We start from the raw sequence: 14,170 nt of genomic DNA, 5'->3' as shown, positions 1-14,170 counted from the left end.
TAGTCGTGCCCGCCGGGGCAGGCCGCCGCGAAGCGCAGCTCGAAGCCGCATTCGGCGCACAGATCGGCGCAAAGACGCGTCGAGGTCTCCATATCAGCTCTCCTTCCGGATGCGCTGCTGCCCGCCGGCCCCTCGAACTCCACCGACAGGACAACCAGGGCGGTCTGATAGACCGCCCCGCGCCCCTCAATCCGCTTGCTTTCTCAAGAACGCCGGGATCTCGATCTCATCCATCCCGTTCGACGACAAGGCCTCCACCTTGGCCGCCGCCTGCGTGCGCGCCGAGCGCCAGACGCTGGGCGTCGACAGGCTGCTGTAGTCGTGCGATGTTGCCGTTGCACCCGGCCCCGCCTGCGCCACGTTGTTCAGGATCGGCAGGTTGTCGGTGCCGGTGCGCAGCGCAGCCACCGGTTGCGCGGTGGGTTGCACCACCGTCAGCGGCGCGGCCAGCGGCTTGGCGCGCGACAGGCCGGTGGCGATCACCGTGACGCGCAGCTGGTCGCCCAGCGTCTCGTCGTAAGCGGCGCCGTAGATGATGTGCGCGTCTTCGGCGGCGTAGCGGCGGATGGTGTTCATCGCCGCCTTGCTTTCGTTCAACTTGAAGTTGTTCTTGTTCGCCGCGATCAGCACCAGCACGCCACGTGCGCCCGACAGGTCGATGCCTTCCAGCAGCGGGCAGGCCACCGCCATTTCGGCCGCCTTGTGCGCGCGGTCCGGGCCGCCGGCCTGGGCCGTGCCCATCATCGCCTTGCCGGGTTCGCTCATCACCGTCTTCACGTCTTCGAAGTCGACGTTCACCAGGCCGTGCATGTGGATGATGTCGCTGATGCCGCCCACCGCGTTCTTCAGCACGTCGTTGGCATGCGCGAAGGCCTGGTCCTGCGTCACGTCGTCGCCCAACACTTCCAGCAACTTCTCGTTCAGCACGACGATCAGGCTATCGACGTTGGCTTCGAGTTCCGTCGTGCCGCCATCGGCCTGTTTCATGCGGCGCGGGCCTTCGAACTCGAAGGGCTTGGTCACCACGCCCACGGTCAGGATGCCCATGTCCTTGGCCACGCGCGCGACGATGGGCGCCGCACCGGTGCCGGTGCCGCCACCCATGCCGGCGGTGATGAAGACCATGTGCGCGCCTTCCAGCGCGGTGCGCACGCGGGCCTCGGCTTCTTGCGCCGCGGCCTTGCCCTTCTCGGGCTTGCCACCGGCGCCGAGGCCGTTGTCACCCAGCTGGATCAGCGTATGCGCGCTGCTGCGGTTGAGTGCCTGCGCGTCGGTGTTCGCGCAGACGAACTCCACGCCCTGCACACCCTGGCTGATCATGTGTTCGACAGCGTTACCGCCGCCGCCGCCCACACCGACCACCTTGATGCGAGTCCCCTGGTCGAATTCTTCGATCATCTCGATAGGCATGTGAACCTCCTGTGTCATCGTCAAGCAGTTGCCGAAATAAGTGTCAACGTCAAAAGAACATGGGACGTGTACCGCCCCTGTTAGAAATTTCCCAAGAACCAATCTTTCGCGCGGCCGAACCAGGTTTGCACCGAGCCGGCCTGTTGTGCCGCTTTCAAGCCGCGGGCACGCGCCATGCGCGCCTCCTCCAGCAAGCCCATCACGGTGGCCGAGCGCGGGTTGGCCACCATGTCGAACAAGGGTCCACCGTAAGTTGGCAGGCCCTTGCGCACGGGTTTCAGGAAAATGTCTTCGCCAAGCTCCACCATGCCCGGCATCACCGCCGAGCCGCCGGTGATCACGATGCCGGACGAGAGCAGTTCCTCGTAGCCGGATTCGCGGATCACCTGGTGCACCAGCGAGAAAATTTCTTCGACACGCGGCTCGATCACGCCGGCCAGCGCCTGGCGGCTGAGCATGCGCGGCGCGCGGTCGCCGAGGCCCGGCACCTCGAGGTTTTCGCTCGGGTCGGCCAGCAGTTGTTTGGCCACGCCGTACTCGACCTTGATCTCCTCGGCGTCCTTGGTCGGCGTGCGCAGCGCCATCGCGATGTCGCTGGTGATCAGGTCGCCAGCGATCGGGATCACCGCCGTGTGGCGCACCGAGCCGTCGGTGTAGATAGAGACGTCCGTCGTACCGGCGCCGATGTCGACAACCGCCACGCCGAGGTCTTTTTCATCCTCGGTCAGCACCGCGGCCGCCGAGGCGCTGGGGTTCAGCACCAGGCGTTCGACTTCCAGCCCGCAGCGCCGCACGCACTTCAGGATGTTCTCGGCCGCACTCTGCGCGCCGGTCACGATGTGCACCTTGACCTCGAGCCGGCTGCCGCTCATGCCGATCGGCTCTTTGACCTCGTGGCCGTCGATGATGAATTCCTGCGGCTCGACCAGCAGCAGGCGCTGGTCGTTCGGGATGTTGATGGCCTTCGCGGTCTCGACGACGCGGTTGACATCCACCGTCGTCACCTCGCGGTTGTCGCGCACGATGACCATGCCGGTGGAGTTCTGGCCGCGGATGTGGCTGCCGGTGATGCCGGTGTAGACCCGCTCGATCTTGCAGGCGGCCATCATCTCGGCCTCTTTCAGCGCCTGCTGGATGCTTTGCACGGTGGCGTCGATGTTCACGACCACGCCGCGCTTCAGGCCGTGCGTGGGCGCGATGCCCAGGCCGGCCAGGCGCAGTTCACCACCGGGCATCACCTCGGCGGCGACCACCATCACCTTGGCGGTGCCGATGTCCAGCCCGACAACGAGGTCCTTGTATTCCTTGGCCATGTTCTCTCTTAACGACGTCGTGCCGGCGCGGCCGGCACGGTGGTGGTGATGCCTTTGAGGCGCACGGCATAGCCATCCGCATGGCGCAAATCGGCGTATTCCAGCGGGCGTTGATAACGCTCGTTCACCTGGGCCATCGTGCGCACGAAACGTTCGCTGCGCGCGATCACTTCATCATCGCTGCCGCGACCGAGTTCGATGACGGCGCCACCTTCGAGCGCGGCGCGCCAGGAGCCCCGGCCCGACAGCTTCAGTTCGCCGACATCACCGGCGTTCAGCGCGGCCAGCACCGGCTGCAGGCGGCGGTGCAGCGCCAGCATTGCCGCCGAGCTGCCCTCGGGGCCGGCGAAGCGCGGCAGGGCTTCATCCTCGACATCGCCGGGGTTGGCTTCGAACACCTCGCCCTGGCTGTTGACGAGTTTGTCGTTGCCGTCTTCGGTGGCCCACAGCGCGGCGGCATGGTGCTCTTCCAGCTGCACCGCCAGGCGATTGGGCCAGACGCGGCGCACCACCGCGTGCCGCACCCAGGGCACGGCCTCGAAGGCGGCGCGGCTCTTCTGCAAGTCCAGCGTGAAGAAGTTGCCGGCGAGCTTCGGGCCGGCGTTCGCGCGGATCGTGCTGACGCTGTTGCGCACGACCTCCCCGTCGATCTTGATGCTGCGCACCGCGAAGATCGGCAGCCGCGTCAGCCACAGCAGCGCTGCGGCGCACAGCGCCAGCGCGGCGAGCACGAACACCGCGTTGGCGGTGGTCTGCATCAGGCGGATGTCGCCGGGCAGCGGGCTCATGGTGGTCGGGGCGGCGAAGCTGGCCATGGCGTCAGGCCTTCTTCAGCACGTCGGCGTCGAGTGCAGCGCTGGCCAGCAACTGCACGCACAACTGCGGGTAGCCGATGCCGACCGCCTGTGCCGACTTGGGCACCAGCGAGTGCCCCGTCATGCCCGGAGAGGTGTTCATCTCCAGCAGGAAGGGCTTGCGATCGGCGGCGCGGATCATCAGGTCGGCGCGTCCCCAGCCGCGGCAGCCCAGCGCCCGGTAGGCCGCGACGACGATGCGCTGGATCTCGCGCTCTTCGTCTTCGGGCAGGCCACTCGGGCAGAGGTAGGTCGTGTCGTCGGTGAAGTACTTGTTCTGGTAGTCGTACTTGCCCTCGGGCGCGACGATGCGGATCACCGGCAGCGCATGCGCGCCGGTGCCCACGCCCAGCACCGGGCAGGTGACTTCTTCGCCTTCGATGAACTCTTCGCACAGCACGTCGGGGTCGTACTGCGTGGCCAGCGTCACCGCTTCGCTCATCTCGGAGTAGCCCGCCACCTTGGTGATGCCGATTGACGAGCCTTCACGCGGCGGCTTGACGATCAGCGGCAGGCCCAGTTCGTCCGGCACTGTGATCACGCGCTCACGTTGCTGGTTATCCGGCGCCAGCCAGATCCAGCGCGGCGTCGGCAGGCCCTCGGCGACGAAGACGCGCTTGCTCATGGTCTTGTCCATCGAGATCGCCGAGGCCATCACGCCGGAGCCGGTGTAGGGCAGGCCCAGCAGTTCCAGCGCACCTTGCACGCAGCCGTCTTCACCGTGGCGGCCGTGCAGCGCGATGAAGACGCGCGCAAAACCGTCGCGCTTGAGTTCGACCAGGTCGCGTGTCGACGGATCGAAGGCATAGGCGTCGACGCCCTGCGATTTCAGCGCCTGCAGCACGCCGGAACCCGACATCAGCGAGACCTCGCGCTCGGCGCTGCTGCCGCCCATCAACACGGCCACTTTTCCGAAGGCTTTCACGTCGATGCTGTTCATGACGTGCCCCCTTGCATCAGTTCGACCACCCGGGCCGGCACCGCGCCGATGGTGCCGGCGCCCATCACGATCACCACGTCACCGCCGCGCGCCTGCTCGACGATGGCTTGCGGCAACGCAGCGACCTCATCGACGAACACCGGATCGAGCTTGCCGGCCACGCGCAGCGCGCGCGCCAGCGCCCGGCCGTCGGCAGCGACGATCGCCGGCTCGCCGGCGCTGTAGACCTCGGTCAGCAGCACCGCATCGGCCGTGCCCATGACCTTGACGAAGTCCTCGAAGCAGTCCCGCGTGCGGGTGTAGCGGTGCGGCTGGAAGGCCAGCACCAGCCGGCGGCCCGGGAAGGCGCCGCGCACGGCGGCGATCACCGCGGCCATCTCGACCGGGTGGTGGCCATAGTCGTCGATCAACGTGAAGAGACCATCGCCGCTGCGTGCCGGCCAGTCGCCATGACGCTCGAAGCGCCGGCCGACACCGCGGAACTCGGCCAATGCCTTGAGCACGGGTGCATCGGGCAGTTCCAGTTCGCCGGCCACCGCAATCGCCGCCAGCGCGTTGCGCACGTTGTGTTCGCCGGGCAAGTTCAGCGTGACCGCCAGGTCCGGCATCGCCAGGCCGTTGCGGCGCTGGCAGGTGAAGCGCATCTGGCCGCCGGGCAAGGCTTGCACGTCGGTGGCGCGCACCTGCGCGTCTTCGCCGAAGCCGTAGTGGATGATGGGCCGCGAGATCATCGGCATGATCGAACGCACGCCGGGATCGTCGCCGCACAGGATGGCCGCGCCGTAGAACGGCATGCGATGCAGGAACTCGACGAAGGCGCCTTTCAGTTTCGCGAAGTCGTGGCCGTAGGTATCCATGTGGTCGGCGTCGATGTTGGTGACGACGGACAGCATGGGCATCAGGTTCAGGAAGGACGCGTCGCTCTCGTCGGCTTCGACGACGATGTACTCGCCCGAACCCAGGCGCGAATTCGCGCCGGCCGCATTGAGCTTGCCGCCGATCACGAAGGTCGGGTCGATGCCGGCTTCGGCCAGCACGCTGGTGACCAGCGAGGTGGTCGTGGTCTTGCCATGCGTGCCGGCGATCGCGATGCCCTTTTTCAGCCGCATCAGCTCGGCCAGCATCACCGCGCGCGGCACCACCGGTATGCGTTGGGCGCGCGCGGCGATGACCTCGGGGTTGTCGCCCTTCACCGCCGTGCTGGTGACCACCGCACCGGCGCCGGCAATGTGCGCCGCATCGTGGCCGATGAAGACGCGCAGGCCCAGCGTCGCCAGCCGCCGCGCGGTGGCGCTGTCCGACAGGTCGCTGCCCGACACCGTGTAGCCCAGGTTGTGCAGGATCTCGGCGATGCCGCTCATGCCGGCGCCGCCGACGCCGACAAAGTGGATGTGGCGAATGGCGTGTTTCATGCCACTTGCCTCCGGACCAGGCTGTCCAGCTCATCGGCGACGCGCGCCGCGGCGTTCGGCCGGGCCAGCGCACGGGCGGCCCGCGCCATCGTCAGCAGCGTCTCGCGGCTCGTCGCCCGCAGACGGTCGGCCAGCAGCTGCGGCGTCAGCTGAGTTTGCGGCAGATGCATCGCCGCACCCTGCCGCGCCATGTGCTCGGCGTTGTCGCGCTGGTGCGAGGTGGTGCTGACGACCAGCGGCACCAGGATGCTCGGCACGCCGGCAGCGCAGAGTTCGCTGACCGTCACCGCACCGGCACGGCAGACGATCAGGTCGCACGCGGCCAGGCGCTCGGCCATGTTGTCGATGAAGGGCAGCACCTCGGCTTGCACGCCGGCGCCGGCGTAAGCGGCACGCACCGCGTCGGCCTGCGCCGCGCCGGTCTGGTGGGTGACCTGGGGCCGTGCATCGGCCGGCAGCAGCGCCAGCGCGGCCGGCACGGTCGTGTTCAGCACCTGCGCGCCCAGGCTGCCGCCGACGACCAGCAGCTTCAAGGGCCCGCCGCGGCCGGCATAACGCTGATCCGGCGCGGCCAGTGCTTCGATCTCGCCGCGCACGGGATTGCCGGTGACGATGCCGCGCTTGATCTGCGCCGCCGGTCCGTCGAAGCCGAAGGCCACGCGGTCGGCCACCGGCAGCAGCGCCTTGTTCGACAGCAGCAGCGCCGCATCGGCATTCACCAGCATCAGCGGCTTGTTCAGCAGCGAGGCCATCAGCCCGCCGGGAAAGCAGACATAGCCGCCCATGCCCAGCACCGCATCGGCCCCGCGCCGGCGCAGGATGCGCACCGAGTCCCAGAAGGCCTTCAGCAGCCGCATGCCGCCGGTCATCGTCTGCACGAAGTTCTTGCCGCGCAGGCCGCTGAAGGCGATCGTGTCCAGCGGGATCTCGGTCGGCGGCACCAGCTTGTTTTCCATGCCGGTGCGGGTGCCCAGCCAGCTGACAGTCCAGCCGCGGCGTTGCACTTCACGCGCCACCGCGATGCCGGGGATGATGTGGCCACCGGTGCCGGCCGCCATGATGACGAGGTGCGGCATCACGCCCTGCCTCCGCGCATCAGCTGTCGGTTCTCGATGTCCACCCGCACCACGATCGCCAGCGCGATCAGGTTCATCAGGATGGCCGAACCGCCGTAGCTCAGCAGCGGCAGCGTCAGCCCCTTGGTCGGCAAGGCGCCGAGGTTCACGCCCAGGTTGATCAGCGTCTGCCCGCCCATCCACACGCCGATGCCCTGCACCATCAGCCCGGCGAACACGCGGTCCAGCATCACCGCCTGGCGGCCGATGACGAAGATGCGGCGGGTCAGCCAGAAGAAGGCGACGATGACCAGCGCCACGCCGATGAAGCCGAGTTCCTCGCCGATCACCGCCATCAGGAAATCGGTGTGGGCCTCGGGCAGGTAGTGCAGTTTCTCGACACTGCCGCCCAGGCCCTGGCCGGTGAGCTCGCCGCGGCCGAAGGCGATCAGCGAATGCGTCAGCTGGTAGCCCTTGCCTTGCGAGTACGCCGGATCCCAGGGGTTCAGGAAGGCCAGGATGCGCTCGCGCCGCCAGGGGCTGGAAGCGATCATCAGGCCGAAGGCGCCGATCAGCACCGCGAAGCTCAGGAAGAACATGCGGCCGTTGACACCGCCCAGGAACAGGATGCCCAGCGCGATGGTTGCGATGACGATGAAGGCGCCCATGTCCGGCTCGGCCAGCAGCAGCAGGCCGATGACCGCCAGCGACACCGCCATCGGCCACACGGCCTGGAAAAAGCGCTCCTTCACTTCCATTTTGCGCACCATGTAGCTGGCCGCGTACATCACGATGCCCAGCTTGGCCAGTTCGCTCGGCTGGAAGCTCATCGGCCCCAGCGGAATCCAGCGGCGCGCGCCGTTGACGCCCTTGCCCACATGCGGCACCAGCACCACCGCCAGCATCAGCAGCGAGAGCACGAAGATCCACGGCGCCGACTTCTCCCACACAGTGATCGGGATCTGCACCACCACCAGCGCACTGACGAAGGCGATGCCGACGAAGAGGGCATGCCGCGTGAGGAAATAGGTCGAGGCGTAGCGCGCGAACTTCGGGTTGTCCGGCAGCGCCACGCTGGCCGAATAGACCATCACCAGGCCCAGCGCCAGCAGGCCGATGACCAGCCAGACCAGCGTCTGGTCGAAGCCGGCGATGCGCGGCGGCTGGCCACCGCCCGAGCCGGACCAGTCGCGGATCGGCACCTCGTTCTCGCGTTCGCTGCGCGCGGCGGCCCAGCGCTGGCGCAAGGCGTCGAGGCCGAAGCGGGCGGCCAGACCGCTCATGCGAGTGTCTCCCCATGGTCGGCCGCGTGGGCATGCACCGCCTGCACGAAGACTTCGGCACGGTGCGCGTAGTTGCGGAACATGTCCAGGCTGGCGCAGGCCGGGCTCAGCAGCACCGCATCGCTGGGCTGCGCCTGCGCGAAGCACCAGGCCACGGCTTCGGGCAGCGTGCCGTGCGTCTGCATGGTCACGCCAGTGCCGGCCAGCGCGGTTGCGATGGCGCCGGCATCGCGGCCGATCAGCGCCACCGCACGGGCGTAACGTGTCACCGGTGCGGCCAATGGCGTGAAATCCTGGCCCTTGCCGTCACCGCCGAGAATGACCACCAGCTTGCCAGGCGCCTTGTCGGCGCCCAGGCCTTCGAGCGCCGCGACGGTAGCGCCAACATTGGTGCCCTTGCTGTCGTCGAAAGCTTCGACGCCGCCAACGCTGGCGATGAATTCGACGCGGTGCGGCTCGCCGCGGTATTCGCGCAGGCCATGCAGCATCGGCGCCAGCGGGCAGCCGATGGCCGTGGCCAGCGCCAGCGCGGCCAGCGCATTCGCGGCGTTGTGGCGGCCGCGCACGCGCAGTGCATCGGCCGGCATCAGGCGCTGCAGGTGGATTTCTTCGTCCTCGCCCTTGCGGCGCTTGATGGTTTCGTCGGCTTCCAGCGCGCGCACCAGCCAGGCCATGCCGTTCTCGATCACCAGGCCGAAGTCGCCCGGCCGCTGCGGTGCATCGAGGCCGAAGCGCAGCGCCTTGCGGTGGATCTGCTTCGCGGGGCGGCCGCGTGCACCCTTGATGATTTCGGGTGCGGGGATCATCGCTTCGACACGCACGTCGTCGCGGTTGATCACCAGCACGGTCTGCGCGCCGAACACGCGGGCCTTGGCCGCCGCGTAGGCCTCCATCGAACCGTGCCAGTCCAGGTGGTCCTGCGTGACGTTCAGCACCGTCGCGGCGCTGGGTTCGAAGCCCTTCACGCCATCGAGCTGGAAGCTGGACAGCTCCAGCACCCAGACATCGGGCAGATGCTCGAACACGGGCGCGGCCGGTGGCGGCGGGGCCAGCTGCAAAGGGGCCTCTTCGTCCGGCGGGGGAGCGGCTTCGGCGGGTTCGGGAACGTCGGCAGGTTCAGAGGCTTCGGCAGGTTCGGCGCTCTCGGCGGCCTCGGTCAGTGCCAACGGCTCGGCCGGCTCGATCGACTCGACCGGTTCAACCGGCTCGGCCAGCCCGGCCGGTTCAATCGTCTCGACCGGCGTGGCCGCCACGGCCGCTTCGTCGTCGACCTCCTCGGCCACCGGTTCCACCGGCACCGGCTCCTTGTCCAGCGCCGCGGCCAGCGTATCCAGCGTCGTCGGCCCGATGTTGCCGGCCACGCCCACGCGCCGGCCGGTGCGTTCGACCAGCAAGGCCGTCATCGCGGTGGTGGTGGTCTTGCCATTGGTGCCGGTGATGGCCAGCAGCTTCGGCGCATAGCCGCGTTCGGCTTTCAGGTCGGCCAGCGCGCGGGCGAACAGATCGAGTTCGCCGCCGATGGCCAGGCCGATGCCACGCGCCGCCTCGAGAAGCGGTGCGACGCGCACATCCAGCGGCGACAGGCCGGGGCTCTTCAGCAGCATCTGCACGCCGGCCAGCTGGCCGCTGCCCAGTTCACCGCTGAACAGCCGCGCCTGCGGCACATCGGCCTGCAGTGCCGCGGCCTGCGGCGGTGTCTCGCGCGAATCCCAGACCTGCACGGCAGCGCCATGGCGCGCGCACCAGCGCGCCATCGCCAGGCCGGATTCACCGAGGCCCAGCACCAGCACCGAGAGGTCTTGGAGGTGTCTCATCGCAGCTTGAGACTCGCCAGGCCGACCAGGCACAACAGCATCGTGATGATCCAGAAGCGGATCACCACCTGCGTTTCGGTCCAGCCGGATTTTTCGAAGTGGTGGTGCAGCGGCGCCATCTTGAAGATACGGCGGCCGGTGCCGAACTTCTTCTTCGTGAACTTGAACCAGCTGACCTGCAGCACCACCGACAGCACTTCGACGACGAAGATCGCGCCCATGATGCCGAGCACGATTTCCTGCCGCGTGATCACCGCGATGGTGCCCAGCGCGCCGCCCAGCGACAGCGCACCGACATCGCCCATGAACACCTGCGCCGGATGCGCGTTGAACCACAGGAAGGCCAGGCCGGCGCCAGCCAGCGCGCCGCAGAAGATCATCAACTCGCCAGCGCCGGGGATGTACGGGAACAGCAGGTACTTGCTGTAGACCGAGCTGCCGACGATGTAGGAAAAGATGCCCAGCGCCGAACCCACCAGCACCACCGGCATGATGGCCAAGCCGTCCAGTCCGTCGGTGAAGTTCACCGCATTGCTGGCGCCGACGATCACGAAGTAGGTCAGCGCGATGAAGCCGAACACGCCCAGCGGGTAGCTCACCGTCTTGAAGAACGGCAGCATCAGGTCGGCCTTGGGCGGCAGGTCGTTCGAGAAGCCGCTCTGCACCCAGCGGATGAACAGCTCCAGCACGCGCAGGTTGGTGGTCTCGGACACGCTGAAGGCCAGGTACAGCGCGGCGGTCACGCCGATCAGCGACTGCCAGAAGAACTTTTCCTTCGAGCTCATGCCCTCGGGGTTCTTGTGCACGACCTTGCGCCAGTCGTCGACCCAGCCCACCGCGCCGAAGCCGAAGGTGACCAGCATCACGACCCAGACGAAGCGGTTGCTCCAGTCGAACCACAGCAGCGTGGCGGTGCCGATGCCGATCAGGATCAGCACGCCGCCCATGGTCGGCGTGCCGTGCTTCTTCAGGTGTTCCTGCACGCCGTATTCACGGATCGGCTGGCCGATCTTCATCTCGGTGAGCTTGCGGATCACCAGCGGGCCGAAGCCCAGGCCGATCAACAAAGCCGTCAGTGCCGACATCACCGCGCGGAAGGTGATGTACTGGAACACGCGCAGGAAGCCCCACTCGGGGTTCTCGAGCAGCAGCCATTGCGACAGGCTAAGCAGCATGGCTGTCTCCTGTCGGTCTGGCTTGCAGCGCCTGCACCACGCGCTCCATCGCCATGAAGCGCGAGCCCTTCACCAGCACCGCTGCACAGGCCGGGGCCTTGCTCAATTCAGTCAACAAATCCTCGACACGGTGGAAGTGGCGGGCCGCGGGGCCGAACGCCGCGGCGGCATCGGCGCAGAGCGCACCGGCACACCAGAAGGTTTGAATGCCGCGCTCGCGGGCATGGGCGCCGACCTCGGCATGGAAGGCCGGGCCCTGGTTGCCGACTTCGCCCATGTCGCCCAGCACCAGCCAGTGCGGACCGGGCAGCGAGGCAAGCAAGTCAATGGCCGCACGCACCGAATCCGGGTTGGCGTTGTAGCTGTCGTTGACCAGCGTGACGGCCTGCCCGCCCAGCATGGTGCGCGTGACCTGCGAGCGGCCCGCGACCGGGCGGAAGGCTTCCAGGCCCCGCAGGATGGCCGCCAGCGGCGCGCCAGCGGCCAGCGCCGCGGTGGTGGCCGCCAGCGCATTGCGCACGTTGTGCTGCCCGGCGGCATACAGCATGAATTCAGCCTGGCCGGCCGGGGTGCGCACACGCAGCACCCAGTGATCTTCGACCCACACCGCTTCGTCGACGACATCGGCCTCGCCGTGCAGCGCAAAGGTCAGCTGCGCGCGCGCACCGGCCTGGTGGTGCCAGATCGGCGCTTGTGCATCGTCGGCCGGAAACACCGCGATGCCGTCGGCCGGCAGCGCCTCGATCGCCGCGCCGTTTTCCAGCGCCACGGCTTCGACACTGGCCATGAACTCCTGGTGCTCGCGCTGGGCGTTGTTGACCAGCGCCACGGTCGGCTGCGCGATGCGCGACAACAGCGCCATCTCGCCCGGGTGGTTCATGCCGAGCTCGACCACCGCGGCCTGGTGCGCCGGTCGCAGCCGCAGCACGGTGAGCGGCACGCCGATGTGGTTGTTCAGGTTGCCGCTGGTGGCCAAGCCGGCATCGCCCAGCCAGGCGCGCAGCACGCTGGCCAGCATCTGCGTCACGGTGGTCTTGCCGTTGCTGCCGCCCACCACGATCAGCGGCAGCGCATGCCGGGCGCGCCAGGCGGTGGCCAGCTGCTGCAACGCGGCCAGCGCATCGGGCACGATCAAGCCGGCCAGGCCGGCTTCGGCCAAGCCGCGTTCGGCGATAGCCGCCACCGCGCCGGCCGCGCGGGCCTGCGGCAGGAAGTCATGCGCATCGAAGCGCTCGCCGCGCAGCGCGACGAACAGGTCGCCAGCACGCAAAGTGCGCGTGTCGGTGTGCACGCGTTCGATTGGCGCGGCACCCTCGCCGACGAGCACGGCGCCCGGCAGCAGCGCATGGGCCTGGGCCAGCATCATCATCATGGCGCGACCCTTTGCTGCAGCGCGGCGGCGGCCACCAGCGCGTCGTCGAAGGCATGCTTGACGCCGGCGATCTCCTGGTAGTCCTCATGACCCTTGCCGGCCAGCAGGATCACGTCGCGGCCATCGGCCTGCGTGACGGCGTATGTGATCGCTTCACGCCGGTCCTCGATGACATCGACGGCCTCGTCGGCGCTGACACCGGCGAGGATCTGCGCCAGGATCAGCGACGGCGTTTCGTTGCGCGGGTTGTCGCTGGTGATCACCACCTGGTCGGCCATCGTGTGCGCGATGGCGCCCATCAGCGGCCGCTTGCTGGCGTCGCGGTTGCCGCCGCAGCCGAACACGCACCACAGCCGGCCGCCGCGGGCGGTGGCCAGCGGGCGCAGTGCGCCTAGCGCCTTGTCCAGCGCATCGGGCGTGTGGGCGTAGTCGACGACGACTTCGGGTTGATCGGGGGCGGCCACCGGCACGCGCTGCACCGCGCCGTCAGGCGCGACACGTTGCATCCTGCCCGGCACCGGCGTCAGCCCCGGCACCACTTGCACCGCGTCGGCCAGCGGCACGCCGACGGCCCGCAGGCCGCCGAGCACGCCGAGCAGGTTGCTGGCGTTGTAGTCGCCGATCAGCGTGCTGCGCACGGCCACCGTCTCGGCGCCTTCGCTCAGTTCGAAGGCCAGGCCGCCGTCGACATAACGCAGATGCTGCGCGGCCAGGCGCGCGGCGCCGTGCACCGAGCAGGTCCACAGGTCCAGCGGGCCGCCGGTCAGTCCGCCGGCCAATTCTTCGGCCAACTCAGCGCCTTGTTCGTCGTCGATGTTGATCACCGCAGCCTGCAGGCCGGGCCAGTCGAACAGCGCGCGCTTGGTCGCCCAGTAGGCGGCCATGTCGCCGTGGTAGTCCAGGTGGTCGCGCGTGAAGTTGGTGAACTGGGCCACGGTGATCGGCGTGCCGGCCAGGCGATGCTCGGCCAGGCCGATCGACGAGGCCTCGATTGCGCAGGCCGCGAAACCCTCGTCGGCCATGCGGCGGAAAGCGGCCTGCAAGGTCACCGGGTCCGGCGTGGTCAGGCCGGTGAACTGCACCGTGCCAGCACTCCCTGCGTGCGGCGGTTCGCCAATCCCCAGCGTACCCACCACGCCACAGCGCCGGCCCAGCAGCGCCAGCGCCTGCGCGGTCCACCAGGCGGTGGAACTCTTGCCATTGGTGCCGGTGACCGCCAGCACCTTCAGCGCCAGCGCCGGGTGGCCGAAATAGGCCGCGGCGATCTCGCCGGTCACCGCCTTCAGCGACGGCAGGCTGCCGATGCGCGCATTGCCGTGGATGAAACCCGGGTGGCCATCGACATCGAAGCCGAAAGCCTCGATGCCGTCGCGCTCGACCAGGCAGGTCGAGGCGCCGGCCTCGAGCGCCGCGCGCACGTACTGGCGGCCGTCCTTGGCGTAACCCGGCCAGGCGATGAAGGCATCGCCGGGCCGGACCTGGCGGCTGTCGATGCACAGCGTGCCGGTGACCCATTCACCGAGCCAGCGGGCAGCGGCTTCG

At 68.5% G+C, this 14,170-nt stretch carries 11 protein-coding genes; all 11 read right to left on the bottom strand.

What is annotated here, in order from left to right:
• Window positions 1-186: 186 nt before the first annotated feature.
• Entirely contained in the window at window positions 187-1,410 is a 1,224-nt protein-coding gene (gene ftsZ / locus VLK61_RS07045) for a cell division protein FtsZ (protein ID WP_325419596.1), read from the bottom strand.
• Window positions 1,411-1,490: 80 nt separating this feature from the next.
• Entirely contained in the window at window positions 1,491-2,723 is a 1,233-nt protein-coding gene (gene ftsA, locus VLK61_RS07040; protein WP_325419594.1) for a cell division protein FtsA, read from the bottom strand.
• Window positions 2,724-2,731: 8 nt separating this feature from the next.
• A complete protein-coding gene (locus tag VLK61_RS07035) occupies window positions 2,732-3,538 on the bottom strand; it encodes a cell division protein FtsQ/DivIB (RefSeq protein ID WP_325419592.1) in 807 nt (268 codons plus the stop codon).
• 4 nt (window positions 3,539-3,542) lie between these two features.
• Window positions 3,543-4,517, bottom strand: coding sequence for a D-alanine--D-alanine ligase (locus VLK61_RS07030; protein ID WP_325419590.1), 975 nt, complete (start codon window positions 4,515-4,517; stop codon window positions 3,543-3,545).
• On the bottom strand, window positions 4,514-5,929 hold the full coding sequence (gene murC, locus VLK61_RS07025) for a UDP-N-acetylmuramate--L-alanine ligase (RefSeq protein ID WP_325419588.1): 1,416 nt from the start codon (window positions 5,927-5,929) through the stop codon (window positions 4,514-4,516). The genes VLK61_RS07030 and murC overlap by 4 nt, the downstream gene beginning before the upstream one ends.
• Complete coding sequence (gene murG / locus VLK61_RS07020; RefSeq protein ID WP_325419586.1) at window positions 5,926-7,005, bottom strand: undecaprenyldiphospho-muramoylpentapeptide beta-N-acetylglucosaminyltransferase; 1,080 nt, start codon at window positions 7,003-7,005, stop codon at window positions 5,926-5,928. Before murG ends, murC begins: the two co-directional genes overlap by 4 nt.
• Window positions 7,005-8,267 (bottom strand): putative lipid II flippase FtsW, encoded by a 1,263-nt coding sequence (gene ftsW / locus VLK61_RS07015; protein WP_325419584.1) that lies wholly within the window; start codon window positions 8,265-8,267, stop codon window positions 7,005-7,007. The genes murG and ftsW overlap by 1 nt, the downstream gene beginning before the upstream one ends.
• Window positions 8,264-10,081, bottom strand: coding sequence for a UDP-N-acetylmuramoyl-L-alanine--D-glutamate ligase (gene murD, locus VLK61_RS07010; protein ID WP_325419582.1), 1,818 nt, complete (start codon window positions 10,079-10,081; stop codon window positions 8,264-8,266). Before murD ends, ftsW begins: the two co-directional genes overlap by 4 nt.
• A complete protein-coding gene (gene mraY / locus VLK61_RS07005) occupies window positions 10,078-11,256 on the bottom strand; it encodes a phospho-N-acetylmuramoyl-pentapeptide-transferase (protein WP_325419580.1) in 1,179 nt (392 codons plus the stop codon). The genes murD and mraY overlap by 4 nt, the downstream gene beginning before the upstream one ends.
• The gene (locus VLK61_RS07000; RefSeq protein WP_325419578.1) at window positions 11,246-12,628 is read right to left on the bottom strand and encodes a UDP-N-acetylmuramoyl-tripeptide--D-alanyl-D-alanine ligase; all 1,383 of its coding nucleotides are present in this window, start codon (window positions 12,626-12,628) and stop codon (window positions 11,246-11,248) included. The genes mraY and VLK61_RS07000 overlap by 11 nt, the downstream gene beginning before the upstream one ends.
• Window positions 12,625-14,170: UDP-N-acetylmuramoyl-L-alanyl-D-glutamate--2,6-diaminopimelate ligase (locus tag VLK61_RS06995; RefSeq protein WP_325419576.1), on the bottom strand; the 1,546-nt coding region annotated here is incomplete at its 5' end. The genes VLK61_RS06995 and VLK61_RS07000, both read right to left, overlap by 4 nt.

This window comes from Aquabacterium sp. (assembly GCF_035476535.1).
Classification (GTDB): Bacteria; Pseudomonadota; Gammaproteobacteria; order Burkholderiales; family Burkholderiaceae_C; genus Pseudaquabacterium.
Note: the sequence above shows the minus strand (reverse complement) of the source record. Positions and strands in the feature narration are given on the sequence as shown.

Coding starts and splice junctions, on each gene's coding strand:
- ftsZ (WP_325419596.1), bottom strand. CDS start 1,410: ATGCCTATCGAGATGATCGAAGAATTCGACCAGGGGACTCGCATCAAG.
- ftsA (WP_325419594.1), bottom strand. CDS start 2,723: ATGGCCAAGGAATACAAGGACCTCGTTGTCGGGCTGGACATCGGCACC.
- VLK61_RS07035 (WP_325419592.1), bottom strand. CDS start 3,538: ATGGCCAGCTTCGCCGCCCCGACCACCATGAGCCCGCTGCCCGGCGAC.
- VLK61_RS07030 (WP_325419590.1), bottom strand. CDS start 4,517: ATGAACAGCATCGACGTGAAAGCCTTCGGAAAAGTGGCCGTGTTGATG.
- murC (WP_325419588.1), bottom strand. CDS start 5,929: ATGAAACACGCCATTCGCCACATCCACTTTGTCGGCGTCGGCGGCGCC.
- murG (WP_325419586.1), bottom strand. CDS start 7,005: ATGCCGCACCTCGTCATCATGGCGGCCGGCACCGGTGGCCACATCATC.
- ftsW (WP_325419584.1), bottom strand. CDS start 8,267: ATGAGCGGTCTGGCCGCCCGCTTCGGCCTCGACGCCTTGCGCCAGCGC.
- murD (WP_325419582.1), bottom strand. CDS start 10,081: ATGAGACACCTCCAAGACCTCTCGGTGCTGGTGCTGGGCCTCGGTGAA.
- mraY (WP_325419580.1), bottom strand. CDS start 11,256: ATGCTGCTTAGCCTGTCGCAATGGCTGCTGCTCGAGAACCCCGAGTGG.
- VLK61_RS07000 (WP_325419578.1), bottom strand. CDS start 12,628: ATGATGATGATGCTGGCCCAGGCCCATGCGCTGCTGCCGGGCGCCGTG.